The organism is Alteromonas sp. ABH4_452, from assembly GCF_056311825.1.
Genome location: NZ_CM149973.1, coordinates 3,353,845 through 3,379,574 on the forward strand (window position 1 = coordinate 3,353,845; position 25,730 = coordinate 3,379,574).

The 25,730-nt window shown below is 44.3% G+C and carries 26 protein-coding genes; 17 read left to right on the forward strand and 9 right to left on the reverse strand.

The genetic code is table 11. The features are described from left to right. Positions 1–30: 30 nt before the first annotated feature. The 5 genes from nadK to tmpT all read left to right on the forward strand — a co-directional run bounded on the left by nadK (position 31) and on the right by tmpT (position 5,017). Positions 31–906 (forward strand): NAD(+) kinase, encoded by an 876-nt coding sequence (gene nadK, locus ACYX4N_RS14335; protein WP_476054503.1) that lies wholly within the window; start codon positions 31–33, stop codon positions 904–906. Between the two features lie 260 nt (positions 907–1,166). Beyond that, positions 1,167–1,676 (forward strand): DNA starvation/stationary phase protection protein Dps, encoded by a 510-nt coding sequence (gene dps / locus ACYX4N_RS14340; protein ID WP_476054504.1) that lies wholly within the window; start codon positions 1,167–1,169, stop codon positions 1,674–1,676. 415 nt (positions 1,677–2,091) lie between these two features. Then, on the forward strand, positions 2,092–3,777 hold the full coding sequence (gene recN / locus ACYX4N_RS14345) for a DNA repair protein RecN (protein WP_476054505.1): 1,686 nt from the start codon (positions 2,092–2,094) through the stop codon (positions 3,775–3,777). Between the two features lie 124 nt (positions 3,778–3,901). Further along, positions 3,902–4,258: an outer membrane protein assembly factor BamE gene (locus ACYX4N_RS14350; protein WP_476054506.1), complete on the forward strand. Its 357-nt coding sequence runs from the start codon at positions 3,902–3,904 to the stop codon at positions 4,256–4,258. Between the two features lie 105 nt (positions 4,259–4,363). Further along, entirely contained in the window at positions 4,364–5,017 is a 654-nt protein-coding gene (gene tmpT / locus ACYX4N_RS14355; protein ID WP_476054507.1) for a thiopurine S-methyltransferase, read from the forward strand. Positions 5,018–5,150: 133 nt separating this feature from the next. Here the strand turns inward: tmpT and ACYX4N_RS14360 are convergent, their stop codons facing one another. Both ACYX4N_RS14360 and ACYX4N_RS14365 read right to left on the reverse strand, forming a co-directional pair. Beyond that, entirely contained in the window at positions 5,151–6,437 is a 1,287-nt protein-coding gene (locus ACYX4N_RS14360; RefSeq protein ID WP_476054508.1) for a DUF445 domain-containing protein, read from the reverse strand. 12 nt (positions 6,438–6,449) lie between these two features. After that, positions 6,450–6,944 (reverse strand): arsenate reductase family protein, encoded by a 495-nt coding sequence (locus tag ACYX4N_RS14365; RefSeq protein WP_476054509.1) that lies wholly within the window; start codon positions 6,942–6,944, stop codon positions 6,450–6,452. Positions 6,945–7,457: 513 nt separating this feature from the next. Here ACYX4N_RS14365 and ACYX4N_RS14370 point away from each other — a divergent pair. After that, positions 7,458–8,129, forward strand: a complete 672-nt coding sequence (locus tag ACYX4N_RS14370; RefSeq protein ID WP_476054510.1) for a DUF4097 family beta strand repeat-containing protein — start codon at positions 7,458–7,460, stop codon at positions 8,127–8,129. Positions 8,130–8,170: 41 nt separating this feature from the next. Next, entirely contained in the window at positions 8,171–8,743 is a 573-nt protein-coding gene (locus tag ACYX4N_RS14375) for a sugar O-acetyltransferase (protein WP_476054511.1), read from the forward strand. A gap of 298 nt (positions 8,744–9,041) precedes the next feature. Here ACYX4N_RS14375 and dkgB read toward each other — a convergent pair whose 3' ends face one another. From dkgB to ACYX4N_RS14405, 6 genes are all read right to left on the reverse strand, one after another. Continuing rightward, positions 9,042–9,845: a 2,5-didehydrogluconate reductase DkgB gene (gene dkgB, locus ACYX4N_RS14380; RefSeq protein WP_474807719.1), complete on the reverse strand. Its 804-nt coding sequence runs from the start codon at positions 9,843–9,845 to the stop codon at positions 9,042–9,044. 215 nt (positions 9,846–10,060) lie between these two features. After that, positions 10,061–10,957 carry a 23S rRNA pseudouridine(2605) synthase RluB gene (gene rluB / locus ACYX4N_RS14385; RefSeq protein WP_474855651.1) on the reverse strand — a complete coding sequence of 299 codons (897 nt, stop codon included), beginning with the start codon at positions 10,955–10,957 and terminating at the stop codon, positions 10,061–10,063. 40 nt (positions 10,958–10,997) lie between these two features. Continuing rightward, the gene (gene scpB / locus ACYX4N_RS14390) at positions 10,998–11,591 is read right to left on the reverse strand and encodes an SMC-Scp complex subunit ScpB (protein WP_474807721.1); all 594 of its coding nucleotides are present in this window, start codon (positions 11,589–11,591) and stop codon (positions 10,998–11,000) included. Beyond that, positions 11,578–12,441 (reverse strand): segregation and condensation protein A, encoded by an 864-nt coding sequence (locus ACYX4N_RS14395; RefSeq protein WP_476054512.1) that lies wholly within the window; start codon positions 12,439–12,441, stop codon positions 11,578–11,580. The genes scpB and ACYX4N_RS14395 overlap by 14 nt, the downstream gene beginning before the upstream one ends. 210 nt (positions 12,442–12,651) lie before the next feature. Further along, the gene (locus tag ACYX4N_RS14400; RefSeq protein ID WP_474807725.1) at positions 12,652–13,272 is read right to left on the reverse strand and encodes an L-threonylcarbamoyladenylate synthase; all 621 of its coding nucleotides are present in this window, start codon (positions 13,270–13,272) and stop codon (positions 12,652–12,654) included. A gap of 216 nt (positions 13,273–13,488) precedes the next feature. Continuing rightward, a complete protein-coding gene (locus ACYX4N_RS14405) occupies positions 13,489–14,346 on the reverse strand; it encodes a PHP domain-containing protein (RefSeq protein ID WP_476054513.1) in 858 nt (285 codons plus the stop codon). Between the two features lie 278 nt (positions 14,347–14,624). Here ACYX4N_RS14405 and ACYX4N_RS14410 point away from each other — a divergent pair, with 278 nt between their 5' ends. Genes ACYX4N_RS14410 through ACYX4N_RS14440 form a run of 7 tightly spaced genes read left to right on the forward strand, consistent with a single transcriptional unit; the run spans position 14,625 to position 21,731 of the window. Further along, the gene (locus tag ACYX4N_RS14410; RefSeq protein ID WP_476054514.1) at positions 14,625–16,361 is read left to right on the forward strand and encodes an anthranilate synthase component 1; all 1,737 of its coding nucleotides are present in this window, start codon (positions 14,625–14,627) and stop codon (positions 16,359–16,361) included. After that, complete coding sequence (locus tag ACYX4N_RS14415) at positions 16,358–16,990, forward strand: aminodeoxychorismate/anthranilate synthase component II (RefSeq protein WP_476054515.1); 633 nt, start codon at positions 16,358–16,360, stop codon at positions 16,988–16,990. Before ACYX4N_RS14410 ends, ACYX4N_RS14415 begins: the two co-directional genes overlap by 4 nt. After that, positions 16,983–18,014 carry an anthranilate phosphoribosyltransferase gene (gene trpD / locus ACYX4N_RS14420; protein WP_474807733.1) on the forward strand — a complete coding sequence of 344 codons (1,032 nt, stop codon included), beginning with the start codon at positions 16,983–16,985 and terminating at the stop codon, positions 18,012–18,014. The genes ACYX4N_RS14415 and trpD overlap by 8 nt, the downstream gene beginning before the upstream one ends. Beyond that, positions 18,007–19,416 carry a bifunctional indole-3-glycerol-phosphate synthase TrpC/phosphoribosylanthranilate isomerase TrpF gene (gene trpCF / locus ACYX4N_RS14425; RefSeq protein WP_476054516.1) on the forward strand — a complete coding sequence of 470 codons (1,410 nt, stop codon included), beginning with the start codon at positions 18,007–18,009 and terminating at the stop codon, positions 19,414–19,416. Before trpD ends, trpCF begins: the two co-directional genes overlap by 8 nt. A 20-nt stretch (positions 19,417–19,436) precedes the next feature. After that, positions 19,437–20,618: a tryptophan synthase subunit beta gene (trpB, locus tag ACYX4N_RS14430; RefSeq protein ID WP_269916202.1), complete on the forward strand. Its 1,182-nt coding sequence runs from the start codon at positions 19,437–19,439 to the stop codon at positions 20,616–20,618. Next, complete coding sequence (gene trpA / locus ACYX4N_RS14435; protein WP_476054517.1) at positions 20,618–21,427, forward strand: tryptophan synthase subunit alpha; 810 nt, start codon at positions 20,618–20,620, stop codon at positions 21,425–21,427. The genes trpB and trpA overlap by 1 nt, the downstream gene beginning before the upstream one ends. A 4-nt stretch (positions 21,428–21,431) precedes the next feature. After that, a complete protein-coding gene (locus tag ACYX4N_RS14440; protein WP_476054518.1) occupies positions 21,432–21,731 on the forward strand; it encodes a YciI family protein in 300 nt (99 codons plus the stop codon). A 314-nt stretch (positions 21,732–22,045) separates the two neighbouring features. On the opposite strand, the gene ACYX4N_RS14445 is transcribed toward ACYX4N_RS14440, so the two are convergent. Then, a complete protein-coding gene (locus ACYX4N_RS14445) occupies positions 22,046–22,510 on the reverse strand; it encodes a pyridoxamine 5'-phosphate oxidase family protein (protein ID WP_476054519.1) in 465 nt (154 codons plus the stop codon). A 725-nt stretch (positions 22,511–23,235) separates the two neighbouring features. On the opposite strand from ACYX4N_RS14445, the gene ACYX4N_RS14450 reads away from it, so the two are divergent. The 3 genes from ACYX4N_RS14450 to ACYX4N_RS14460 are packed head-to-tail and all read left to right on the forward strand — an operon-like array spanning position 23,236 to position 25,509. Continuing rightward, complete coding sequence (locus ACYX4N_RS14450) at positions 23,236–23,505, forward strand: PepSY domain-containing protein (RefSeq protein WP_474807744.1); 270 nt, start codon at positions 23,236–23,238, stop codon at positions 23,503–23,505. A gap of 1 nt (position 23,506) precedes the next feature. Continuing rightward, the gene (locus ACYX4N_RS14455; protein ID WP_118489726.1) at positions 23,507–24,181 is read left to right on the forward strand and encodes a response regulator transcription factor; all 675 of its coding nucleotides are present in this window, start codon (positions 23,507–23,509) and stop codon (positions 24,179–24,181) included. Continuing rightward, positions 24,178–25,509, forward strand: a complete 1,332-nt coding sequence (locus tag ACYX4N_RS14460; RefSeq protein WP_476054520.1) for an ATP-binding protein — start codon at positions 24,178–24,180, stop codon at positions 25,507–25,509. The genes ACYX4N_RS14455 and ACYX4N_RS14460 overlap by 4 nt, the downstream gene beginning before the upstream one ends. The last annotated feature ends 221 nt before the right edge of the window (positions 25,510–25,730 follow it).

Consider the following 25,730-nt stretch of genomic DNA (forward strand, 5'->3'; position numbering starts at 1 on the left):
CCATTGGAAATGAAAGGACATTAGCATTCCATGCCCTATCAAACCGTTGCTTTAATTGGAAAACCTCAGCACGCTGCAACCCATGACAGCTTAAATATTCTTGCCGAATATTTATTAGCCAAAGGCTGCAAACTATTAGTTGAGGAAAGTATTGCTGAAGAGCTTGAAACTGAAAACGTCAAAAGCTGTAACCTTGTTACTATTGGCAAAGAGGCTGACCTTGCCGTTGTAGTAGGTGGTGACGGCAGCATGCTTGGTGCCGCCCGTGTACTGGCGCGTTTTGACATCCATGTTGTAGGCGTAAACCGCGGTAATCTTGGTTTTTTAACAGACATCCACCCTGATGATATCGTTCAACAGCTTGACCTTATCTTCAATGGAGAGTGCGTGGTTGAAGAGCGCTTCTTACTTGAAGTCGAAGTTTATCGGCACGAAAAGCTTAAAAGTAACAACTCTGCCGTAAACGAAGTGGTGCTGCATCACGGTAAAGTTGCTCATATGATGGAATTTGAAATTTATATCGATGAGCAATTCGTATTTAGTCAGCGAAGCGATGGATTGATTGTCGCCACACCTACAGGCTCGACTGCATACTCTCTTTCTGCCGGCGGCCCTATTATTATGCCAAAGCTTGATGCGCTAACTTTAGTACCCATGTTTCCTCATACACTGAGCAGTCGCCCCATAGTTGTTGATGCAGACAGTCAGGTATCGATGAAAGTGTCAAAGGTAAACAGTGATTCCTTGCAGGTAAGTTGTGATAGCCACATTGTTCTACCCGTATTGCCTGGCGATGAAATCCGCATCAACAAAAGCGTAGACAAGCTTCATCTTGTTCACCCCAAGGGTTACAGCTATTTTAACGTACTTCGCAAAAAGCTAGGTTGGGGCAGTAAGCTTTACTAGCCTCATTCCTTTCTCATCATTTCTAATGTGCATTTATTACATTAGCCTGTAGCATTTTCTTAATTGCTACAGGCTTGAAAAATAAAGATTTTTTAATCTTTCCCTATTTCTCTATTAAAAACGCGTACTTATAAAACTCTCAGATTTCGGCATACCCGTTGCAAATGTCTAGGTAAGTTGTTGGCACAGGGCTAGTGAGATTTCGGCCCCTTTTGATGTTTGACATCGTGCTGATTTATTTACATTCAATAGGAGATATCATGAGTAACACCAATATCAAATTTACAGCCCCAGGAATGGATAACGATGCTGCTGCCAAAACAATTAAGGTATTGGATCAGCGATTGGTTGCACTATTAGATCTACAGTTAACCTTAAAGCACATTCACTGGAATGTGGTAGGACCAAATTTTATTGGCGTACATGAAATGCTAGACCCTCAGGTAGATGCAGTACGCGAAATGACAGACACCATTGCCGAACGTATTGCAACCTTAGGCGGCGTACCAAAGGGCACACCAAAAGCCATTGTTGAAGGTCGCAGCTGGAACGATTACGAACTAGGAAAAGGTCTAGTACTTGACCACCTTAAAGCACTAGATGCTGTATATGATGGTGTAAATGGCGACCATAGAAAGGTGCTAGAGCTTCTTGGTGAAATTGACCCAGTATCGGAAGATATGATCACCGGTCAGCTGGCAGACTTAGAACAATTTCAGTGGTTCGTACGCGCACATATTGAATCTGGAAGCGGTGAATTGAAGCAATAAACATTATTATTGAATCGTAGATAGTTATCTGACTGTTAACAATTTAATTGAAGTTAAAATTCTGAAGGAGAGCTTAGGCTCTCCTTTTTGTTGTTTAGTTTTAAAAAACCGTTACAGCAGTCAACGTATTGGCTTGCTAGCTTTCTTCATAGATAGGCTTTTTGCTGTCGAATTTCACTTAGATTAGTACTATATAGATTTCTGTAAAAAACGCATTCTCATTAATTTCGTTTCTGCAGGTTACTCATAACCTCACATAACCATCAGAACTTATAACATTGATTTCTCTGCCTTTATTAGCTTCCTTTTTATTTTTAGCGTAATTTTTTCACGACTTAACTTTACACAGCCAAAATACTGTATATATTATCAGTTACTGTATATATCATCATGTTCAACTTATTCGAGTGTGGTTATGTTAGCGCATCTTTCTATTTCTAATTTTGCTGTTGTAAAACAATTATCGGTTCAACTGGAAAACGGGTTGACTGCAATAACCGGTGAAACCGGCGCAGGTAAATCAATTGCTATTGATGCGTTAAGCTTGTGCTTAGGCGAACGTGCCGACGCAAACGCTGTGCGTAAAGGAAGTACGAAAGCTGAAATCATCGCACACTTTTCTTTGAGCAATAACGCGTTAGCTAAAGCTTTTCTCGATGAACATGAACTTACCTCAGACGAGGATGAAAACAGCTGCTTTATTCGCAGAGTTATTTCTAAAGAAGGTCGTTCAAAAGCGTTTATCAATGGTACCCCCGCTTCGCTTCAGCAGTTAAAAGGCTTAGGCCAATATTTGTTAGCCATTCACGGTCAAAACACACACCTGCAACTGTTGAAAGAAGATCATCAAAGAGATCTAGTTGACGGTTACGCTAAGCATGATGAATTGTTAGCGCAAGTTGCCGAAACTCATTCAATCTGGCGTGATAAGCAACGCACACTAAAGACACTTCAAGAGCAAGCACAGCAGCGAGAAGATAGAATTCAGCTGTTAACCTATCAGGTGCAAGAGCTCGATGAATTTGCTATTGAAGAGGGCGAGTTCGAAGAGTTGGAAGTAGAGCACAAGCGCTTAAGCAATGGTCAAAGTCTTTTAGAACAAGCGCAGACTAGCGTGTACAACTTATATGAAAATGATGAGGGCAATGCTTTATCAGTGATTCAAAGCAGCATTGAGCGCTTAGGCGAATTAGAAGCCCATGATGCAAGTCTAACGCCTATGATAGCATTATTAAACGACGCGGCAATTCAAGTAGAAGAAGCTGCGGGAGAGCTGCGTAGCTACTGCGATCAATTAGAAATTGACCCGCTTCGTCTACAGCAAGTTGAAGCGCGCTATGCTAAGGCAATGGAGCTGGCACGTAAACATAGCGTTATGCCAGAAGGGCTATATCAACACCATCAAGAGCTAGCCGCTGAATTCAATTCACTATCTGAACAAGAAACACTGTTAGGTACACTTGAAGGCGAAGTAGAAGAAGCGCGAGCAACATACCTAACTGCGACCAAAGGGTTGTCTGAAAGCAGACAACGTGCTGCTGGTAAGTTAAGTAAAGACATTGAGGCTCAAATTCGACAAATGAATATGCCTCATGCAAAAGTAGATATTCAAATTCAGTACGATGAGCTTAAGAAGCCTGTTAGCTCAGGTCTTGATACTGTCGAGTTCAAAGTCTCTACCAACCCGGGTCAGGATGCAGACAAATTAGAAAAAGTGGTGTCAGGTGGTGAATTATCGCGTATAGGGCTGGCTATTCAGGTAATTGCAAGTGACAATCACGCAACGCCTACCATGATTTTCGATGAGGTAGATACAGGTATCAGCGGGCCAACTGCATCTATCGTTGGCGGCCTTTTACGAAAACTGGGCAAGCAGTCACAAGTAATGTGTGTTACGCATTTGCCACAAGTAGCTGCGCAGGCGCATAACCAGCTGTTCGTCACTAAACTCACTGATGGGGAAAGCACAGAAACTCAAATGCTACCGCTTACCAAGCAAGACCGTATTGATGAGTTAGCGAGATTGCTAGCCGGTGACAAAGTGACCAAATCGGCCTTAGCAAACGCAAAAGAACTGCTAAAAAGCGCAGCATCGAACTAAAATGCAGTTGATTGGTCATAGTTGTCAATGTAGCATGCCTTCGCGCTTGCAATAAAACAGCCTCGAAATTCGCCTTCGCGAAATTCGCTGGCACTAACAAAGGCAATACTGGACAAATTAACGCATGAAGTTGCAACACCTATTAGTAATTCTTGGTATCACACTTACATCAACCGCTTGCTCGAACTGGATATATCGTATCGACGTTCCCCAGGGAAACTTCCTTGATCAAAGAGACGTTGAAAAGCTGCGCGTTGGAATGACAAAAGAACAAGTTATTTATGTATTAGGCAACCCTGTTGTTCAAGACTCGTTTGATGATGACACTTGGTACTACGTTTACGATATGAAACGCGGTATGGAAAAGCGCGGAAAAGATTTTCAGAAGCAAATGATAATAAACTTTGTAGATGACAAAGTCACCACGGTTGAAGGCGACTTCGATTTATCTGAAGACTTCAACACACCACTTGATAACTAATTATATTTAAAAAGGTAGCGTTTTCACGCTACCTTTTTAGTTTCTAGTCCCCGTAGTAACAACACCTGTTTTTCGAGTTACATCACTTAGTTAATTGAGGTCTTCATGGAACACAGTTTTTGGCACAGTAAATGGCAAAAAAACGAAATCGGATTTCACGAACCTGAAGGGAATGCACTTCTCGTTAAGTATGCGTCTTGTCTGCTTGGCGACGAAAACTCGAACACTGCTTCGAAACGTATATTTGTTCCGCTTTGTGGTAAAACCCGTGACATCGGATGGTTACTTTCCAAGGGTTGTGAAGTGGTTGGTGCTGAGCTAAGCGAAGTAGCTATTATCCAGCTGTTTAAAGAGCTAGGTGCCGAGCCTAACGTTACTACCACAGCAAAGGGTAAGGTTTACACCAAAGATGGCTTGACAATATACGTGGGCGATATTTTTAAGCTCACATCAAGTGACATAGGTAATGTTTCGGGGATATACGATAGAGCAGCTTTAGTCGCGCTGCCCAGCCCCCTTCGCGAGCAATACGCTGCACACCTAATTGCTATTACTCAAAGCGCCCCTCAGCTAATCATCTCATTCGAGTATGACCAGAATGAAATGGCCGGCCCTCCATTTAGCGTAAACGAAAAAACCGTTGATACACTTTATGCTGGCGACTACAACATTCAAAGGTTAGAGCGCTCTGTGCTTGAAGGCGGCTTGAAAGGCAAAGTAGACGCAGATAATTTGGTATTTGCGCTAACGGCGAAGTAGACATTTTTAAGATCCGTTGCCAATACGAAGCGCTGAAGTAGTTACTTTTTAGTTTGCGTTTAGCGCTGATTAACAGAGCGACATTTACGTAATGCATACTATGTCTGCTAATGCGACTTGCTTAAATAAATGGCTATAGGCCCAGCAACGCCTCAACCCCAAACAATATTGCACCTATTAGACCTCCGACGATGGTACCGTTTATGCGCACTTTTTGTAGGTCACGACCAATATTTAGTTCTACCTGCTCAGCCATTTCACGTTCATCCCAACTATTGATGGTATCGCGTATGTGACGGGTTAGAAATTCAGCCAACTCAGGCGCCATATATTTAGCCGCTTCTCCAATGTGTTTATTAAACGCTTTTGCTAACTCACTGTCTTGCGTTAACGTTATGCCCAAATCTTTCAAAAGGCCCGACACCTTTATTTCTGCTTTACCATTTTGCGTTTCAAGCGACGTTAAAAGCCATTGATGGAATTTAGCCCATGATTGCTGAACGTATGCGTTTAACGCTGGGTCATTGATGAGTTTTTCCCGATAGCTGTTTACCTTCTTCTCCATTAACGGACTGTGCTGTAATTCGTAAAGAAATTCGTGTACTTGCTCATCGAACGCATGGCGAATAGGATGGTGCTCATCTTCGTATATATCTTCTAAGATACTCGAAACCGCTTTAACAGCGATGAGAGCCCCCTGCTCGCTTAGCCAGCTAGACGGCAATAGCTTTTCAATACGACTGTATTCGGTTTTTAGCCATACCACTAACGTGTCTGCTATATATATTTGGGTTTCTGGCTCTGCAAGCAGCGTGGCTAACTTCCCTAACACCCTATCAAGCACAACTTGGTGCTGGCGCTCCTTCGTAACAGCGCTCAACGAGGTTGCCATCAATTGCCCAAGATCAAGTTGTTTAATGCCCTTCTGCGCAGTTTTAGCAATAAATGCTTTTACGGGTTTGTCATCAAGTACACGTAACACGCCGGCAAAGGCGTCACATAGAAAGCGACTTAAGCGAGTAGCGTTTCTCTCTTGTGACAACCATCTTCCAGCGCCCTTCGCAGGGTCGCTGTCGCGAATCAGTTTTTCTATTGCTTCGGGATGAAAGAACTTCTCTTTAACAAACAATGATAAGTTATTAGCGATAACGGACTTGTTGCTAGCCACGATATTGGTGTGAGGAATGGGGTACTTCGCAGGGATTGGCTTAAATAGTGCCGTCACAGCAAACCAATCAGCTAGGCCACCTATAAGCGCCGCCTCACTCGCCATCTTGATAAGGCCTAACCACCATGCACCTTGTAAGTCTGGATAAAACTTGGGAAGTAAAACGGTGAAGACAAATACACCAGCAGCAAAAACCAAACAGGCCAATGCGAGCCTTTTGGCTTTGTTGAGCTGTGCATATTTGTCCGTCATAAACTACTCCGTTTAAATTACTCGTTCACCGTCTTGGTCAATTAATGGTGTACCGTCTTCTTTAGCAAAAGGGCCTTTTGGCCATACCGGTAAAATATCCAATACAGCTTCACTAGGGCGACATAGTTTTACTGTTTCTTTCGCGTTATCAGCAACAGCATTATCTTCATTTGCGTCGGAAGATAATGAAGCTGTTTTTTCATATTCATGTTTAGGAATGCAAACAATAGGCCTATTCACTAGGATAGGATGCTTCAGCATGAGTTCGAAGATAGCTTCGTTACTGACCGACTCATCAAGCACCCCTAACTCAGCCGCTGGCGACTTTGTTGTCCTAAGCGCTTGTCGAGGGGTCAAGCCTGCTGCATGCAATAAATAGCTCAGCTGCTCGCGCTCCCACCCTACACTTAAATACTCAATAACCTCCACGTCATATCCCGCAGCTCTAATCACTGCAAGTACATTTCTAGACGTTCCACATTCTGGATTGTGATAGATCTTTATCATCGTTATTCACCTCAACAAAAAATAAAACTATAAATACCAACATACTGTTTAAGTTCGAAGACAGTCACCTAATGAGGCTAAATACCCAGCCTGTACTTCGTGGACACACACTTGCTCTTCTGCAAACTAATCACTTCACGCCTGTACTTCGTGGACACACACCCAAATAACTACCTGTACTTCTTGGACACACACTTAAAAGATGAAATTAGTAACTAAAAGGTATCTACTAAAATTAAAGTGTCTGTCTCTTTCTGAATTTCGGTACATTTGATTGTAAATGGTTAAATTCGCCATCTATTGGCAGATGTGGCTACAAAGTTATCTATTACGTCATCAAGCCTTCTTAAATCAGTTAACAAATATCTTTAACCCACTGATTTTAAATAACTTTTATTGATGGCACGATATGTGATAAATGCATATCACTAACACATCTTAATTTGTGTTTAGAACGAAAACTTTAAAAGCGTGCTATCTAAAGTATATAAAAACCATTAAGGATATTAGAATATGAAAAAGTCGATAATTGCCAGTGCTGCTATGTTGCTCTCCGTTTCTCTACTAAGTGGCTGTGTCATCCATGTCGGCAATGCAAACGCTTTGGAAGGCAGTGATTTCAGTTCAATTCTGGGTAATATCGACATTGCCGAAGGAAAGCATGCTGGGGATATATCTTCGGTTAATGGCAACGTAGAAATTAATGATCACGGCGGCGCAGATGAAGTTAGCATTGTTAATGGAAACCTAGAAATGGGTAGCCATGTGACTGTCCGAAATATTGATATTGTAAATGGCGATGTGAGCGCAGATACGAACCTGAGTGTGGTTAAGGGGATCGAGACGGTAAATGGAAATGTTACGCTTCCTGGACAAAGCATGATTGGCGCTAGCGTTGAAACTGTAAACGGTGATATCACCGCTGTTGATACAACCATTGAGAAACACATCAAAACATTAAACGGCGATATTACGTTATCTGGCTCATCTCACGTTTTAGGCGATATCATATATAAGGAAAGTGAAAGCTCTTGGGGTAAAAAGTCGGATAACAAACCCACGCTATCAATTAGTGCCTCTGTTACTGTAGATGGCAACATCATTTTACATCGCCCTGTAAATTTAGATATTGAGAGCGATGAACTAAAGCAAAAAATCGTTGTAAGCTACGGCGGTGCAAAGTAACGTAGCCGCTTTAACAACAAGGCTTGATGTTTCGGAAATACATGACTGAACATGAAAAAATGCTTGCTGGCGATTTATATTACCCCTCAGACAAAACCTTAACGGCGTTGCGTAAGCAATGCCGTATTCAATTAGACGAGCTTAATGCAACTTGTCAAAGTGACCACAAAAAGCGTACTAGATTGCTAAAACAATTGTTTGGCAGCACAGGAAAAAGACTATACATCGAGTCTTCGTTTAAATGCGATTACGGCGAAAATATTTACGTTGGCGAAAACTTTTATGCCAATTTTAATTGTGTCATTTTGGATGCGGCAAAGGTGACCATTGGTGACAACTGTATGATTGCGCCTCAAGTAGGGCTTTATACAGCCACCCACCCTATAGACCCCGCGCAAAGAGCAACAGGTATAGAGTTCGCCAAGCCTATTACTCTCGGTAATAACTGCTGGATTGGTGGGATGGCGGTAATAAACCCTGGTGTGACATTGGGTGATAATGTGGTTGTGGCTTCTGGCGCGGTGGTAACCAAATCTTTTGGAGATAACCTAGTCATAGGCGGTAACCCAGCCAAAGTAATCAAAGAGATTGAACCCTTCGCTCAAAGTGTTTAACGATTTAGCCGATGGCTTTATGAATGGAAGCTTTTATGAATGAAAGCATATGTAGACGGCATTTTTTTGAACAAAGCTTTTCTGAAAAAGGCCTTTTTCAACGAACTCACCATTCCCTCTAATCACTCAATCGATTGTATTTGTTGAAATAAGAAGTATTAAAAGGCCGCGGATGTAACCAATAAAGCGGCCTTAAATTGATGTCGAATACAACGAAACAAGACAAGGCTAGTAAACTTACGCTAGCCTTATTCACCGTATTATATACACCCTAACAAAATGCTAGCTTTGTTAAGCCTTAATCCCAGCTGGGCGCAAAATCGGGGTTAACAATACGTTCGCCATTATCCAGATCATCAATAAGAACAAGCTCTTCTTCACTAAGTTTAACCCCACCATAAGCTAAATTTTCCGCTAGGTGTAATTCACTGGTTGATGAAGGAATCGCGTAAATGTGACGTTTTTCCATCCACGCCAATACCACTTGCGCCGGCGTAGCATTATGGTCTTGAGCAATGTTTAAAAGCGTTTCGTCTTTCATTACTTTTCCCACAGCAAACGGCATGTACGCGGTAGCTCTAATGCCTTTTTCCTTGCCAGCTTCCACTACTTTTTTGTTTTGCATGAAAGGATGTATTTCAATTTGATTGGTGTACATTTCGCCTTCACCTAAAATTTCTTCAGCCTTGTTTAGCAAATCGATAGTGAAATTAGATACCCCTATATGACGCGTAAGTCCTAGCTCTTTCGCCTTGGCAAGATTGCCTAAGTAACTCTCTAGTGAAATATCATTTCCTGGATACGGCCAATGAATGAGAAGTAAATCTACATACTCTAGCTTCAGCTTTTCTAAGCTTTCGTGAACACTGGGTATAAAGTGATCGTCGCCCAAAGATTCGTGCCACACTTTAGTGGTAACGAATAGCTCGCTCCTATCTAGCCCGCTGGTTTTTATAGCATCGCCAACTTCAGCTTCGTTATCATAGATTTGTGCGGTATCAATATGCCTAAACCCTACTTTTAGGGCTTTACTTACTGATTCACGGGCCTCGTCGCCTTTTAAACGAAACGTTCCCATTCCTAGTTGAGGCATGTCTTTCATAACAATCTCCTATTCCGTGTGCCTTTAACTACTTGACGTAGCTGATTCGTAATTTCCTACGCCACGGTTTGAAAAGAAGATCGAAACGCGCTTAATGATTAATAGGGTTAATTAAACAACTCTGGTTGTTATTGGACTTGTGTTTAACACTGGTAAAAAGAAAGCCGCAAGCATTTGCTCGCGGCCTTAAGTATTTACTTAGATATAGTTAGATACTATTTACGTTTGCCTGGACGTCCAGCACGTTTATTCAAGCCTTGCTGCTTGCGTACTTTGTGCTTTTTAACCGAGCGACGCATACGACTTAAGCGGGCGTGATCCAGTTTACCTTGGCGCACATTGACCATCGTCTGCGTTTCATCCGGCAATTGAACATGGCTACGAAGGGCATTCACATCTTCTAGACCTAGCTCTACCCACGCCCCTTGCGGTAGGCGCTTTTGCAGTTCAATTGGGCCGTACTTAACGCGGATCAAACGGCTAACCTGCACGCCTTGCGATTCCCAAAGACGACGAACTTCTCGGTTACGCCCTTCTTTCAACGTTACATTGTACCAACGGTTCATGCTTTCATCTTCAGCATGCTGCGGCGTAGGCGCTCCTGAAATTGTCAAAAACTTTGCTTCGCCGTCTTCCAGTTCTACACCTTTTTGAAGTGTATGTAACGTTTTGCCTGTTACTTCACCAAATACACGTACAGCGTATTCGCGTTCTACTTCGCACTTAGGGTGCATTAAGCGGTTGGCCAGTTCACCATCGTTGGTGAATAACAGTAGGCCACTGGTATTCATGTCTAGACGACCAACGGTGATCCAGCGCCCTAACCGAATAGCGGGAAGACGGTCAAATACCGTATCGCGCCCTTCTGGGTCGTGACGGCTGCACAATTCACCTTCAGGCTTATTGTACATCAACACACGGCAGACAGGCTGTTCTGTCTGGCGAGATAACAAATGACCATCCACACGAATTTGCGCAGTATGATCGACTCTATCTCCTAATGTCGCTTTAGTGCCATTAACCGATACTCGGCCTTCTTCAATCCAACGTTCCATTTCTCGTCGCGAGCCTAGCCCTTGGTTAGCCAGTACTTTTTGCAACTTTTCAGTCATGGGTTTTCACTCTTTAATTGCTTGTTTACGGTCGCACGGTCTATTCTGACGGTGCCTCATTTAACACCTTAAGCGGCGAGTCTGACGCAACGCTTTCAGCCATGTTTTCGAAAACGTCAGCATTGGGCAAATCGCTCAACGACGTCATCGAAAAATAGTCTAAGAAGCCTTTGGTAGTTGCATAAAGTGCTGGTCGCCCAGGCACTTCTTTGTGGCCCACTACCTTTACCCAGTCTCGTTCTGTGAGTGTCTTTATAATATTACTGCTTACCGCCACGCCCCTTACCTGCTCGATTTCTCCGCGGGTTATAGGTTGACGATAGGCAATGAGTGCCAAGGTTTCGAGCATTGCTCTAGAATACTTTGGCGCATTTTCCTGCCACAATTTGCTTAACCACGGGCTTAACGCATCTAACGATTGAAAGCGATAGCCACTTGCTACTTCCACCAATTGAATGCCTCTTGGCTGATAGTCTAACTTTAGCTCGTTAATCACCTTACTCAAGGTTCTATCAGCGACGGTAAACTCATTGAGTACCGTTTCTTTTAAATGCTGCTTTGAAATAGGTTTATCAGCAACAAATATTGCTGCCTCTACCAATTGTTTAAGCTGCGCCGTGTTAATTTTCTTCATGGGCACCTAATTTTACATGAATTTTTGCATAAGGACCTGCCTGAATGCATAAAATTAGCTGTTCTTTTACTAATTCTAAAATTGCTAAGAAGCAAACCACTACACCAGCTTTACCTTCTTCAACCGTAAATAGGCGTTCAAGCGGCGTATATTCTGTTGTTGTCAGTAGCGATAAGATGAGCGACATACGCTCTCGCGTACTCAGTGCTTCCCGTGCAATGGTATGGTGTTCAAACGCTTCAGCGCGCTTCATGGCCGCACTGAACGCCAATACAATTTCGGCTAAAGACACGTCGGGCTCAATGCGAATTGGCGCCACACTCTCACTAAGTTCAACGTGAGTGGTGAAAATATCCCTCTCAAGCCTAGGCTGAATATCTAAATCTTCTGCCGCTTGCTTTACTAGCTCGTATTCTAATAATCGGCGAATAAGCTCTGCGCGAGGATCTTCTTCTTCGTCGGAATCGTCACTGCGTTTAGGCAATAGAAGCCTGGACTTAATTTCTGCCAATATGGCTGCCATCAGCAAGTACTCTGCCGCTAGCTCTAATTTTAGCGACATCATGGCATCCACATATTCCATATACTGCTTGGTAACATCAGCGATGGGCAATGTGGTGATATCAAACTTTTGTTTTCTAATTAGATAAAGCAGTAAGTCGAGTGGCCCTTCGAAGGTTTCTAATATGACTTCTAGGGCATCAGGGGGAATGAAAAGATCTTCAGGTTTTTCAATTAGCGCTTCGCCATTAATAAACGCAAGTGGCAACGGTTGCTGAACAGGTGTTGCAAGCCCCTTTTTACCGGAGGCCTCGTTATCGTTATTATTTTCTTCAACAAGCTCTGACACAGTTCCACAACCGTTTTTACGCGCTAACAAAGCGGCGATTATTGATATTATTATTTACGCGTTCATGCTAGGACCCATCGAACATTGTTATACATCAACGCACGACAGGCCTTAGAAACTTAGCTTACGGTTCCCTACTATAACTTTCACCTGCAACAAGCAAAAGAAGCTATTTACAGCAATCTGTTCGAAAAAACAGTAAAACGAAAGTTACTCAAAGGGAGACGGTTCGCCCGTGCCATGTCGCACAATTACTGGCGTGTCTTCCGACAAATCAACCACGGTAGTGGGCTGCTCTCCGATGTAACCACCGTGAATGATAAGCCCAACTTGCTTTTCCAAGTTGTCGCGAATGACATCCGGGTCTGATTCGGCCATGGTGTTACCTGGCAAAATCAAAGACGTAGACATCAACGGTTCTCCTAGCTCTTCCAATAATGCTAGTGCAATAGCGTTGTCGGGTACGCGAATACCTATGGTTTTACGTTTAGGGTTTTGCAAACGCTTGGGGACCTCGCGGGTCGCTTTCAACACAAAGGTGTAACGCCCAGGTGTGTTGTTCTTAATTTGTCTGAACGCCGTGTTGTCAACTTTTGCGTAAATTGATAGCTCAGACATGTCTCGACACATTAAGGTAAAGTTGTGGTCTTTATCGATTTGACGAATACGACACAACTGCTCAAGCGCCTTTTTGTCTTCCATTTGGCAACCTATGGCGTAGCCTGAGTCTGTCGGATACACCACCACTGCCCCCTCTCGAATTAACTCACAAGCCTGACTGATTAGGCGTTTTTGCGGGTTGTCGGGGTGCACATAGAAAAATTGACTCATAATTACTTCCTTTTCTTAAACGCGCAGATTGATACTACCACTTTGCCAACGGGGTAAGTGACTGTCCACTTATTAAGCTTGTTGGTTAAATTCGCTTTTGGGCTTTTTACTAACCGACTCTCGGCATTTTAATTAGCAATAGCGCGCATCAACTGCACGTGAACCATTTGCCTTACGTCATCCATTTATACCGTGAGCGTAGCAAATTAGATTTTCCTAGCTTTCAGCCATCTGTCCTTCAAACTGCTGCCAATTATGCCACACCGGCGTGAGCTTACTGCTAATGCCCAAGTTTTTACCTAATTCAGTCCAGCGAGAAGGGAAATGAAAATCAGAGCCCGCTGATGCTAACAATTGATGGGTTTGTGCAAGCTCATTAATAAGCTCTTGCTTTGTTTTATTAATGCCAGGAAACGCGGTTTCAATAGCATCACCACCCGCTTGTTCAAAAAGGGCAACTAAGCGCCTAAGCCATTTGGCTGTCATGTCATAATGGACTGGGTGAGCCAATACAGCTTGTCCACCTGCATCGTGGATCCACTCAATAGCCGTTTCAATGCTTGGCCACTCAGCTTTTACTGCCGCACGTTTACCCTTGCCCAGATACTTTTTAAACGCGGCGTCCATACTCGGTACACCGTAATTGTTAACCAGTACTCTCGCGAAGTGAGCCCGAGTTACCTGGCCAACGCCCGCTAGAGCTTTTGCACGCGCTAAAACACCTTCAAACCCGCACTTTTCAAGCTTACTGGCAATTTTTTCAGCCCGAGCTTCACGAGTTTCCGATTGACCTTGTAGCCTTTCAAGAAATGTTGCGCAGTGTCTGTCCACATTCAATCCAACAATGTGGATATCGAAACTATGCCAAGTGGTGGAAATTTCAACACCATCAATAATGGTTAGTGCTCGTTTTTGCTTGGCTTGAGTAGCGTGTGCTTCTTCCAAACCGGCTACGGTATCGTGGTCGGTAACGGCAAGCGCATCCACCTGCATTGTGTGCGCGCGAAGGATTAATTCTTCTGGCGTTAAGTGGCCATCAGAGAATTTTGTGTGGCTATGTAGATCTATTTTCAATGTCTTATGCAAATTTTAGGTTGACACAAAGGGCAATTTGTTTTCTTCTATACACACAAAGTATACGTACTAACAGCTTCAAATCCTATTGAAGTTTGAAAAAACAACGAGTAATTCATGCATTCATACGACATTTCGACAGCAACGACAGTTGCAGCTTGGTGGTGGCACTCCCTAACTTAACGGGCGGTGTGCACAGTAGTGCGTGAATGAAAACACATAAAGGCCCGTTTATACGGGCCTTTTTTTTATCTTTTTGCAGTTGGAGAGTAGCAAAAATGAGTTTAGCGGAACTGGGGACGTCCCCAGGTAAGGTAGAGACAATTGAGCAAGTGGGGCACTACGTAGACGACCCACTTGCCGCGTTTGCCCACCTATGTGGAAATAAAAGCAACGCGCTGCTTTTAGAGTCAGCAGAAATTGATTCAAAAGACGATTTACAAAGCTTATTAATGGTCGATGCAGCCCTGCGCATGGAATGCCGAGGCAACCGCGTTGAAGTGAAAGCACTGACAGGCAACGGCGCTTCAGTACTGCCTTTGTTTGCCTCTCACGCCCCCGACGGCTTGCGAGTTAAAGAAAGGACAGACACTTCAATCACCTTAATATGTGATGAAGCTGACGGCGAGCTTGACGAAGACAGTCGCTTAAAGGCCGCAAGCGTAATGGACGCACTTCGCATTGTTATCAATAAAATAACGCCTATTCGCCAACATCCACACGCTATATTCTTAGGCGGCGTTTTTGCCTACGACATGCTAGCAGGCTTTGAAAAATTACCCGATGTTGCAGAAGGTGAAAATGACTGTCCTGACTTTGTGTTTTACTTGGCGGAAACCTTAATTACCGTTGACCACCAAACCCGCGAGACGCATTTAATTGGCAGTGTTTTTAGCGGACAAGACGTTGCTCAGCAATACTTTTCTATAGCCCAGCGATTGGAAGCAATTCATCAACAGCTACACGATATGCCCGCTGAGCCAGTGCTAGTAAATACAAATGCGGAGAAGCCCAGTGAAGTAGAAGATGAAGAAGTAGAAAGTGGACAGTCACTCGTTTCCAACTCAGAAAACCCAAACGAAACTGAAAACGGACAGTCACTTTCTTTTAACCCAAGTGTTGAAGTTAGCGTTAATTTAAGTGACGAACAGTTTTGCAATCACGTCCTTGACTTAAAACAGCATATTTTAGCTGGCGACATATTTCAGGTTGTGCCATCGCGTACATTCTCTCTCCCCTGCCCGTCGCCGCTACTTGCTTACGCTAAACTTAAAGAATCAAACCCAAGCCCTTACATGTTTTACATGCAAGATGCCGCTTTCAGCATATTTGGTGCCTCTCCTGAATCAGCGCTTAAATACGAAAGAGAAAGCAATCAGGTAGAGATCTACCCTATTGCCGGTACCCGTCCACGTGGCAAGCGCCCTGATGGTAGTATTGATATGGACTTGGACAGTCGCATTGAACTAAACCTTCGCGAAGATAACAAAGAGAAGTCTGAGCACATTATGTTAGTTGACCTTGCTCGTAATGATGTTGCAAAGGTGAGTCGTCCAGGCACGCGCTATGTGAAAGACTTGCTTAAAGTTGACCGTTACTCTCACGTGATGCACTTGGTATCGCGCGTGGTTGGTCAGCTACGTGACGATTTAGATCCACTGCACGCTTATCAAGCCTGCATGAATATGGGCACCCTAGTTGGCGCACCAAAAGTAAGCGCAGCAACGTTAATTCGCGAAGTAGAGAAAAAACGCCGCGGCAGTTATGGCGGCGCGGTTGGCTACTTAAATGGTCAAGGCGATATGGACACCTGTATAGTCATTCGCTCAGCGTTTGTGAAAAACGGCACGGCTTATATTCAAGCGGGTGCAGGCGTAGTATATGACTCGGTTCCACAAGCTGAAGCTGATGAAACCCGCGCTAAGGCACAAGCGGTAATTGGTGCAGTAAAAGCAGCGCTACAAGAAGAAGCTGAAAGTATCAACGTTGCATTAAATGAAGGAGGCAACGCATGAATCAGCAAGTGACCACCCTATTTTTGCTCGACAATGTAGACTCATTTACCTACAACCTTGTGGACGAACTGCGTACCTTAAACCTAGATATCAAGGTGTATCGCAACACGGTTTCAGCAAATGCTCTGTTTGAAAGAATGCAGGAACAAGCAACGAAAGGCCCCGTGCTTCTTATGCTGTCGCCAGGCCCAGGCGCACCAAGTGAAGCCGGCTGTATGCCTGAGCTACTTAAAAAAGTACACGGTGTGTTCCCCGTAATTGGTATTTGTTTAGGCCATCAAGCTATTGTTGAGCATTACGGCGGCACCGTAGGTCGCGCCAGCCAAGTTATGCACGGCAAGTCTTCTGCTATTACCCATTCTGAAGACGCTATGTTCAAAGGCTTACAGCAGCCCTTACATGTCGCACGCTACCACTCTTTAGTGGCACATTCATTGCCTGAAAACCTTACTGTGTGCGCATCTACAATAAACGACGACGGCAGTGAGGCCGTAATGGCAGTTTACAACAGCGCAGATCGCATGTTGGGTTTCCAATTCCACCCAGAATCTATTTTAACAGCCCACGGCAGTTTGCTGTTAAAGCAAAGTATTGACTATTTAACGTTACAGGGAGCGAACCATGCTTAATGCAGGCCCTCTACTAGAACAAATTATGTTGCGAGAATCTCTGTCGCAAACCGAGGCATATAGCTTGTTTAACAGCATCATGCACGGTGAGCAAAGCGAGGTGATGATTGCTTCAGTGCTGACTGCGCTGAAAATGAAAAAAGAATCACCCAGCGAAATTGCGGGTGCAGCGAGTGCCATGGTTGCAAATGCACTGCCCTTTCCCTCACCCTCTTATGAGTTTGCCGACATTGTGGGTACAGGAGGAGACGGCCACAACACCATTAATATTTCCAGCGCTGCCGGCGTCGTTGCCGCATCTTGTGGCGTGAAGGTGGCCAAACACGGTAACCGAAGCGTATCGAGCAAATCTGGATCAGCCGATTTGTTTCGCCAATTTGGGCTTAACTTAGAGATAAGCCCAGAAACTTCCCGCAAGTGCTTAGATGAAGCAAATTTCACATTTCTTTTTGCGCCGGTTTATCACGCGGGCATGCGCCACGCAGCCCCCGTCCGCGCTGCGATGAAGACCAGAACCCTGTTCAATATACTTGGGCCACTGGCAAACCCGGCGGGTCCAACTCATGGCGTTTTCGGCGTATACTCTCCCGAACTGCTTGAACCTTATGCAAAAACCCTTATGCTGCTTGGACAACATCGCGCAATGATAGTGCACGGCGACGGCTTAGATGAACTAGCACTTCACGGCGAATCAATAATTTACGACCTTGAGCATGGCGATATTCGCAAGCTTACCGTTACCGCTGAAGACTTCGGTTTGCCTCATTACCCACTTTCTGCGATTGAAGGTGGCGAGCCTGAAGAAAACAGACAGTTTGTTGAGGCAGCGCTAAACGGCGAAGGTAAAGAGGCACATCGCGCTGCTATCGCTATGAACTGCGGGGCACTGTTGAAAGTAACCGGCAAAGCCTCAACCTTCAAAGAAGGGGCCGAAATGGCGATGAATGCGATGGCCGAAGGGTTGCCGATGCAGTTATTAACGAAGGTTGCCAAAATTACTCAGGAGGTAAGCACGAATGGCTAATGTGCTTGAGAAAATTGTTGCAGACAAACGCGAAGAAGTGGCCGCACGCAAAGAGGCACTGCCGCTAGAAAGCTTCAAGGCGAATCTAGTTCCTTCCGAAAAGAGCTTATTTGCGGCACTTAGTGAGCCAAACGCAGGCTTTATCTTCGAATGCAAAAAAGCATCGCCTTCAAAAGGCCTTATTCGAGAGAATTTCGATTTAGACGAGATCTTAGCAGCTTACACGCCTTATGCTGCCGGTATTTCTGTGCTGACAGACGAGAAGTACTTCCAAGGTAAATTTGATTACTTAGCTTATGTCACTGAGCGTGTTGCTCAGCCTGTGCTTAACAAAGATTTCTTCGTTGATACCTATCAAGTGTATTTAGCCCGTCACTACAATGCTGATGCCGTGCTATTAATGCTTAGTGTGCTAAATGATGGCGAATATCGCGAGTTGGCAAGCGTTGCCAATGCTCTGTCATTAGACATTCTTACCGAAGTAAGTAATGAAGAAGAAATGGAGCGCGCTATTGCCCTTGAAGCCAACATCATTGGTATCAATAATCGCAACTTACGCGACCTTTCTACCGATTTAGCGACCACCGAACGCCTTGTGCCCATGCTTGAAAAAGCCACGCACGACTACGTGGTTATTTCAGAGTCGGGCATATACACACACCAAGACGTGCTTCGTTTAGCGCCTGTATCCCAAGGCTTTTTGGTGGGCAGTGCGTTAATGGCCGAGGCTGACCTACCGCGCGCTGTGAAAACGTTAGTGAATGGCGCAGTTAAAGTGTGCGGGCTTACCAGCCCCGAACAAGCTCAGATGGCGTTTGATAAAGGCGCAAGCTTCGGCGGCCTTATCTTCGCTGAAAAATCGCCACGCTGTGTGAGCGAAGCACAGGCTTTGACCATAACGCAGAGCGTTGACGGTGCTTTTGTTGGTGTGTTCGTTAATCACGACATTGATGAAGTGGCTTCACTCGCCGCCTCGCTTAACCTTTTTGCCGTTCAGCTTCACGGCAGCGAAGATGAAGCTTACATTTCAGCGCTCGCTGCCAAGCTTCCAGAAGGTAGTGAAATTTGGAAAGTCGAAGGTGTTAAAGCAACCTCTTCTGACGCACTACCAGACGCAGTGGACAGACACTTAAATAATAGCCTTGTAAGCCGTGTTCTTCTGGATTGCCAAGTGGGTGATGCCAAAGGCGGTACAGGCGAAGCGTTCAATTGGCAGCTACTAAACGATATCGAAGCCAAGCATAAGTTAGTGCTTGCTGGCGGTATTAACGCCCAGAACGTTGCAGATGCTATTGCAACAGGCAGTGGTGCTATTGATGTGAATTCAGGTGTAGAAACTGCACCCGGCGTGAAAAGCGAAGAAAAACTCGATGCGCTTTTTGCCATTTGCCGCCGTTACTAATTTAAATACAGGACAACGTAATGAACCAGTTAGATACAAAATTTGGTGAATTTGGTGGCATGTACGTGCCCGAACTACTTATTCCAGCACTAGACCAACTTGAAAAAGCATTTTTGGATGCCAAGGACGACCCGACATTTAACGAAGAGTTTTTATCTCTGTTAAAAGACTACGCCGGTCGCCCAACGTCAATGACGTTGACTCGCAACCTTGTGAGTAACCCAAAGGTAAAATTATACCTAAAGCGTGAAGACCTACTTCACGGTGGTGCTCACAAAACTAATCAGGTATTAGGTCAAGCGCTACTTACTAAGCGCATGGGTAAAAAAGAAGTTATCGCCGAAACTGGTGCAGGTCAGCACGGTGTAGCAACCGCGTTAGCATGTGCATTGTTGGGGCTAAAAGCACGTATTTATATGGGTGCAAAAGACGTTGAACGCCAAGCGCCAAACGTGTTCCGAATGAAGCTTATGGGCGCAGAGGTTATTCCTGTAAATGCAGGCTCAGGTACGCTTAAAGATGCCGTAAACGAAGCCATGCGCGACTGGTCAGCGAACTATGATAAAGCGCACTATTTGTTAGGCACAGCCGCGGGCCCACACCCGTTCCCGACTATTGTTCGTGAATATCACCGCATGATTGGTGAAGAAACTCGTGCACAAATTATGGAAAAAGAAGGTCGCTTACCTGATGCCGTAGTAGCATGTGTGGGCGGAGGCTCAAATGCTATCGGTATGTTTGCAGACTTTATTGATGAGCCATCTGTACGCCTAGTTGGCGTTGAGCCTGCGGGTAAAGGTGTGCACACCAAAGAGCACGGCGCAACTATCGTGACGGGTACAAAAGGTATTCTTCACGGCGCTTACACCTTCATCATGCAAGACCAAGAAGGCCAGATTGAAGAAAGCTACTCAGTATCTGCTGGTCTCGACTACCCTGCTGTTGGCCCTCAGCATGCTTATCTTCATGACATTGGCCGAGCGGAATACGTGGCCGCCACCGACGAAGAAGCGCTGAACGCATTCCAATTGCTTGCAAGAAAAGAAGGTATTATTCCTGCCCTTGAATCGTCGCATGCCTTAGCGCACGCGCTTAATATGGCAGATGAAGCGGAAGAAGAGACCATCATCGTAGTTAACTTATCAGGTCGTGGCGACAAAGATTTAGCGCACGTTATCAACATTTTAGGGGACGATTTATAATGGATAGATATGCACAAATGTTTGCGGGCCTTGATGAGAAAAACCAGGGCGCATTCGTACCGTTCGTTATGGTTGGCGACCCTGATTTAGCGCAATCTGAAGCCATTATTTGTAAGTTAATTGAAAGCGGTGCAGATGCATTAGAGCTAGGTATTCCTTACTCAGATCCCATCGCTGATGGCCCGACTATCCAAGCGTCGGCAATTCGCGCTTTGGAGAGTAAAGTAACGGTAGCGGATTGCTTGGGCGTAATTTCACGAGTTCGCGCAAAATACCCAGAGGTGCCTATCGGCTTGCTACTTTATAGCAACTTGGTAATGGCCCAGGGTATCGAAAACTTTTACAACAAGGCGCAGGATGCAGGCGTTGACTCAATTTTGGTTGCCGACGTGCCAATTCGCGAGGCGGCACCTTTCCAGAAGGCAGCGGAAGCAACGGGCATTTCACAAATTCTGATTGCGCCACCTAATGCAACCGATGAAACCATGGAAAAAATCGGCGAGTTTTCAAAAGGCTATACATACCTGTTAGGCCGGGCGGGCGTTACTGGCGCAGAAACTGCGGCAAATGTTCCTGCTTCAGAGCTTATTGAGCGCTTGAATAAACACAACGCAGCACCAGCATTGTTAGGTTTTGGCATTTCTACACCTGAACAGGTTAAATCTGCTATTGACGCAGGTGCAGCTGGCGCAATTTCCGGCTCGGCGACAGTGAATATCATCGCTGCCAATCTATCGGACAGTCACAAAATGCTAAGCGAGCTCGGCAGCTTTGTTGAGAGCATGAAAGCTGCTACGGCAAAAGGATAGACGTATGTTATATATGATTTGCGCAACCGATGTGGCGGACAGTCTAGAAAAACGCCTAGCGGCGCGACCTGCTCACCTTGAACGTTTGAATGCATTAAAAGATGCGGGCCGTTTAGTTATGGCAGGCCCCTTCCCTGCTTTAGATAGCCCAGATCCTGGCCCAGCCGGATTTACTGGTTCGCTAGTAGTAGCAGAGTTTGATTCACTAGAAGCTGCTCAAGCATGGGCAGAAGCCGACCCGTACATCGAAGCAGGTGTTTACGAGAGTGTTGTAGTTAAACCTTACAAAAAGGTTTTGCCTTAGTTTTTAGCTAAATGCTATACAGTAAATAGCTACAAATAACGAAAGCCCCTTGAGACCGAATTGCTTTGGTTTTAAGGGGCTTTTTTGTTGCTTTAACAGTAATGAAGCTAACTTTGGACAGACACTTATTTACTGAACGAAAGTGGACACACACTCGTAATTGTTCAACAAGCTTTACATTGTTGATAATGGACAGTCACTTAATTATCAGCCAACAATCGCAATAAACAACCCCTTGTGGACAGACACTCGCTCCTCTCAGTAAGTGTCCCACGCCTCAAAGCTTAGTCATACAATTGCTCCATAATGCTGTGTTAAAGCTCGACTTTTTCATGTTCTCCCATCTCTCCTGGCTTCACCGTTTTTCCCGTCATCATTTTTAACATCCCTTTGAGTGAAGGATCGGCATCCCACACTTCCGCATCTGTAAGCTCAAAGCGAAGCATTAATAGTGAAGGATCCTCTTTACCTTTTTCAAACCATGCTTCTACAGGATTAGACCAATATTTATCAATCACCTCTTTACGTGATTCAACGGTGAGATTGCCTCGAATGCACGCAAACACATCGTGCCCCTTCGATGCAAAGTGAACCATTGCTTTACCACCTTTAGCAATGCGGTTGTCGCGACTCGTGTAGAACCAAAACTCGCCATCAGCTTCTTTATCAAGTTGGGCATACATTGGCTCAGCATGCATGTCCTCACCGACCAGACTTACCATTACCTTTGGGCTATCTGACATCGCTTTCCACATCGCTTTCTTAATATCGCTAGACATTGTTCCTCCTTGTTGAACATAAAGTGTCTGTCCAATGCACTACTATTAGAACAGGTGACAAACACATTATTTCAAGCTTTTGGTTTACCTGAAGTTCATATCACGCACATGGCATGCCAACGAAATAGAAACTAACCTATTTTTTACTAAAAATTACTACGAGATTTTGTCGCTTATATCTGACGCCAAGCAAGTACGGGTTCGGACAGACACTCACTTATCAACTTCATTTCTAAAATGTTTGAATGAAAATGATGGACAGTCACCCCAAAAGTCCAATGACCGCCTCTGCTCTATCAAAAAAACAAATACAGTGGACAGACACTTTTTCAAAGCCAAAGTAAAGATTACTCAACACCCTTAAACGCAAATAACCTCCTAACCTTTGGCAATGGTATTCCCTACAAGAAGTTTTTTAACCAACTATGGACAGTAACTCTAATTACAAACCTGCCACTTATGCACATTCGTAATTAAAGTGTCTGTCCATACCTGTACTTACCTTCCTTATTTTGGACTGCTGTTCACTCTGCTAATTAACTTTCTTTGTGACTGTCCACATCATGCCCTACTCTTCAGCCTGTTTTGTAAATGTAATTTACTTAAGGCTTATATACAGTTTTCAATCCGCGATGTAGACTAAAACTAGTTCAGAATGGGTTCAGTTAACCAAGTTTATACTTATCTTTAGTTTGGCCTTAGTGGGATAATAATTGTGAGGTTGTATGACATTATCGCTTCGTGTAGCAGTAGTTTGTTTAGTGTTAGCCACGTCTAGCATAGCGCCTGCTTTGGCGTTACAAGGCTCTGGGAGCGATATATCAAAAAGCGAAGCTGCAGAACGAGCACGCACTGCCGCAAATGGACGCGTTTTAAAAGTTGAAAAAACCTCAAAAAACTACCGTGTTAAAGTCCTCAAGAAGTCGGGACGAGTAGTGTCGGTAGATGTAGATAAACGTTCCGGCAAGGTAAAAACCAGCAAAGATAAGGACTAACATGCGCATTTTGGTAGCGGAAGACGACAGCAGATTATTAACTCAACTTGATGCACTGCTTCAACAAAATGGTTACAGCGTAGATTTAGCTGATAACGGCGAGCACGCGCTTTTTCTTATTAAAGAATATAGCTATGACTTGGCTATCGTCGACATTGGTATGCCAAAGCTTGACGGCTTTGAGGTTATAAGAAAAGCTCGCCAAGCTGACATTGCATGTCCCATACTCATTCTAACAGCGAGAGATCGTTGGCAAGAAAAGGTAGAAGGGCTTGATGCAGGTGCTGATGACTATCTCACAAAGCCTTTTCACAACGAAGAACTACTTGCTCGGACAAAAGCCCTCATTCGACGCGCTTCAGGTCAAGCAAACCCTACCATTCAGTTCGGTCCTATTTCGCTAGATACAGTAAGCGAAGAGCTATCGCTAAACGGTGAAGCCCTAGATTTAACCGCGTATGAATACAAAGTGATGGAGTACCTTATGCTTAATCCGCAAAAGGTCATCTCTAAAACGGAGTTAACCGAACATATTTACGATCAAGATTTCGATTTAGACAGCAATGTCATTGAAGTTTTTGTAGGAAGACTGCGCAAAAAATTAGACCCATCAGGTGAATTGAAGCCAATCGAAACACTTCGGGGTAGAGGTTACAGGATAAATAGAAGTCTATGAGGCAGTTGTCGCTTCGTTTGCGAAGTATTTTTCTAGCGATAGTTCTACTTGCACTTTTTGCACCTTTCACTGTTGTCATTTTGGACGAGGCTTATACCGATAGCCTTACACAAGCTAAGATGAGCGAACTTAGGTTGATGAACTTAGGGCTGTTATCTGCTTTTGAGTTAGACGGCGACATGCCTTATATGCCTGAAATTTTATACGAAGAACAGCTTAACCTGCCCGGCTCTGGCTATCTTGGCGTTATCGTATTTCGAGATGAAGTGATTTGGCAATCAGCTTCTGCCCTTGAGTATACCTTTTCTCCTCCCGCAATAGACGTTGCCGTAGGCAACGAATTGTTCTTGGAGTCCTATACACCCGCATTTGAGGAAGAGTCCCAATTTTTTGTATATGCCTTTACTGCTGAGTTTGCATCAAGCAGAGATTTCGAGCCGGTAAGGTTTTATATATTCAATAACAAAGCACTGTTCGAAGCTGAGCGGAATACTTTCTTAAGCACAACGTGGCAATGGATAGTCACCCTCTGTATTGCTCTTTTAGTTTTTATTATCATAGGTATAAGCTTAGTTCTTCTACCTGTTAGAAAGCTAATTGACGAAATTTCACAAACGTCTAGCGGTAACAAGCGCGAGTTAGAATCCCGATACCCCGTCGAATTCGATTCTTTAAAAGAGTCTATTAACGGATTACTTCAAACTGAAGCAGCGCAAAGAGCAAGATACAAAAACAGCTTAGGCGACCTAGCACATAGCTTGAAAACACCACTTGCAGTAGCTTCGGGGAACAGTAATTTACCAACTGAGGTAAAGGAGTCGCTTCAGCAAATTGACAGAATTATTAAACGCCAGCTGAAAAGAGCGAGTGCAGGAAAGTCTGGTTGGCAACAAGCTATTGATTTTTTGCCAGTATTGCACAAACTTGCCGATGCTATGGACAAAGTTTATCAGGACAAGGCCCTAACCATTGAATTCGATATGGATGACAATATCCAGTTCAAAGGAGACGAAACAGATTTTATGGAGCTTTGCGGTAATCTGTTAGATAACGCATGCAAAGCGGCTCAAGATAGAATAGTTATATCTGCAGAAACAAGTGAAGGTTGGCTCACAATCAATGTTGAAGACGACGGGCCAGGTATTCCTGACGACAAAAAAGTACTTTTACTAGAGCGCGGAACTCGTCTTGACACCTACACTGAAGGCCACGGAATTGGAATGGCCTTGGCCACAGATCTAGTTTCAATCTACGAAGGTAGAATGCTTATCAAAGACAGCGCGCTTGGCGGCGCTCGTATCGTTATTCAATTTCCAAATCACGATTAGTGGTGTAAAAGCCCCCAGGCTAAACCATAAATCAGTGAGCCTTTAATGATTAAAAGCGGGCCTAAAAGCGGACACACACTTTATTTTTCTCAAAGAGCCTTATATCGGGCAGACACTTTTTAAATTTATCGTTTAGCTATTCGGCATTAAGGTTGCTAAAAACATTTGAGTGTCTGTCCCTTTTAAAGCTTTCTCTTTAAAGCTTTGTGGACCAGTAGCTT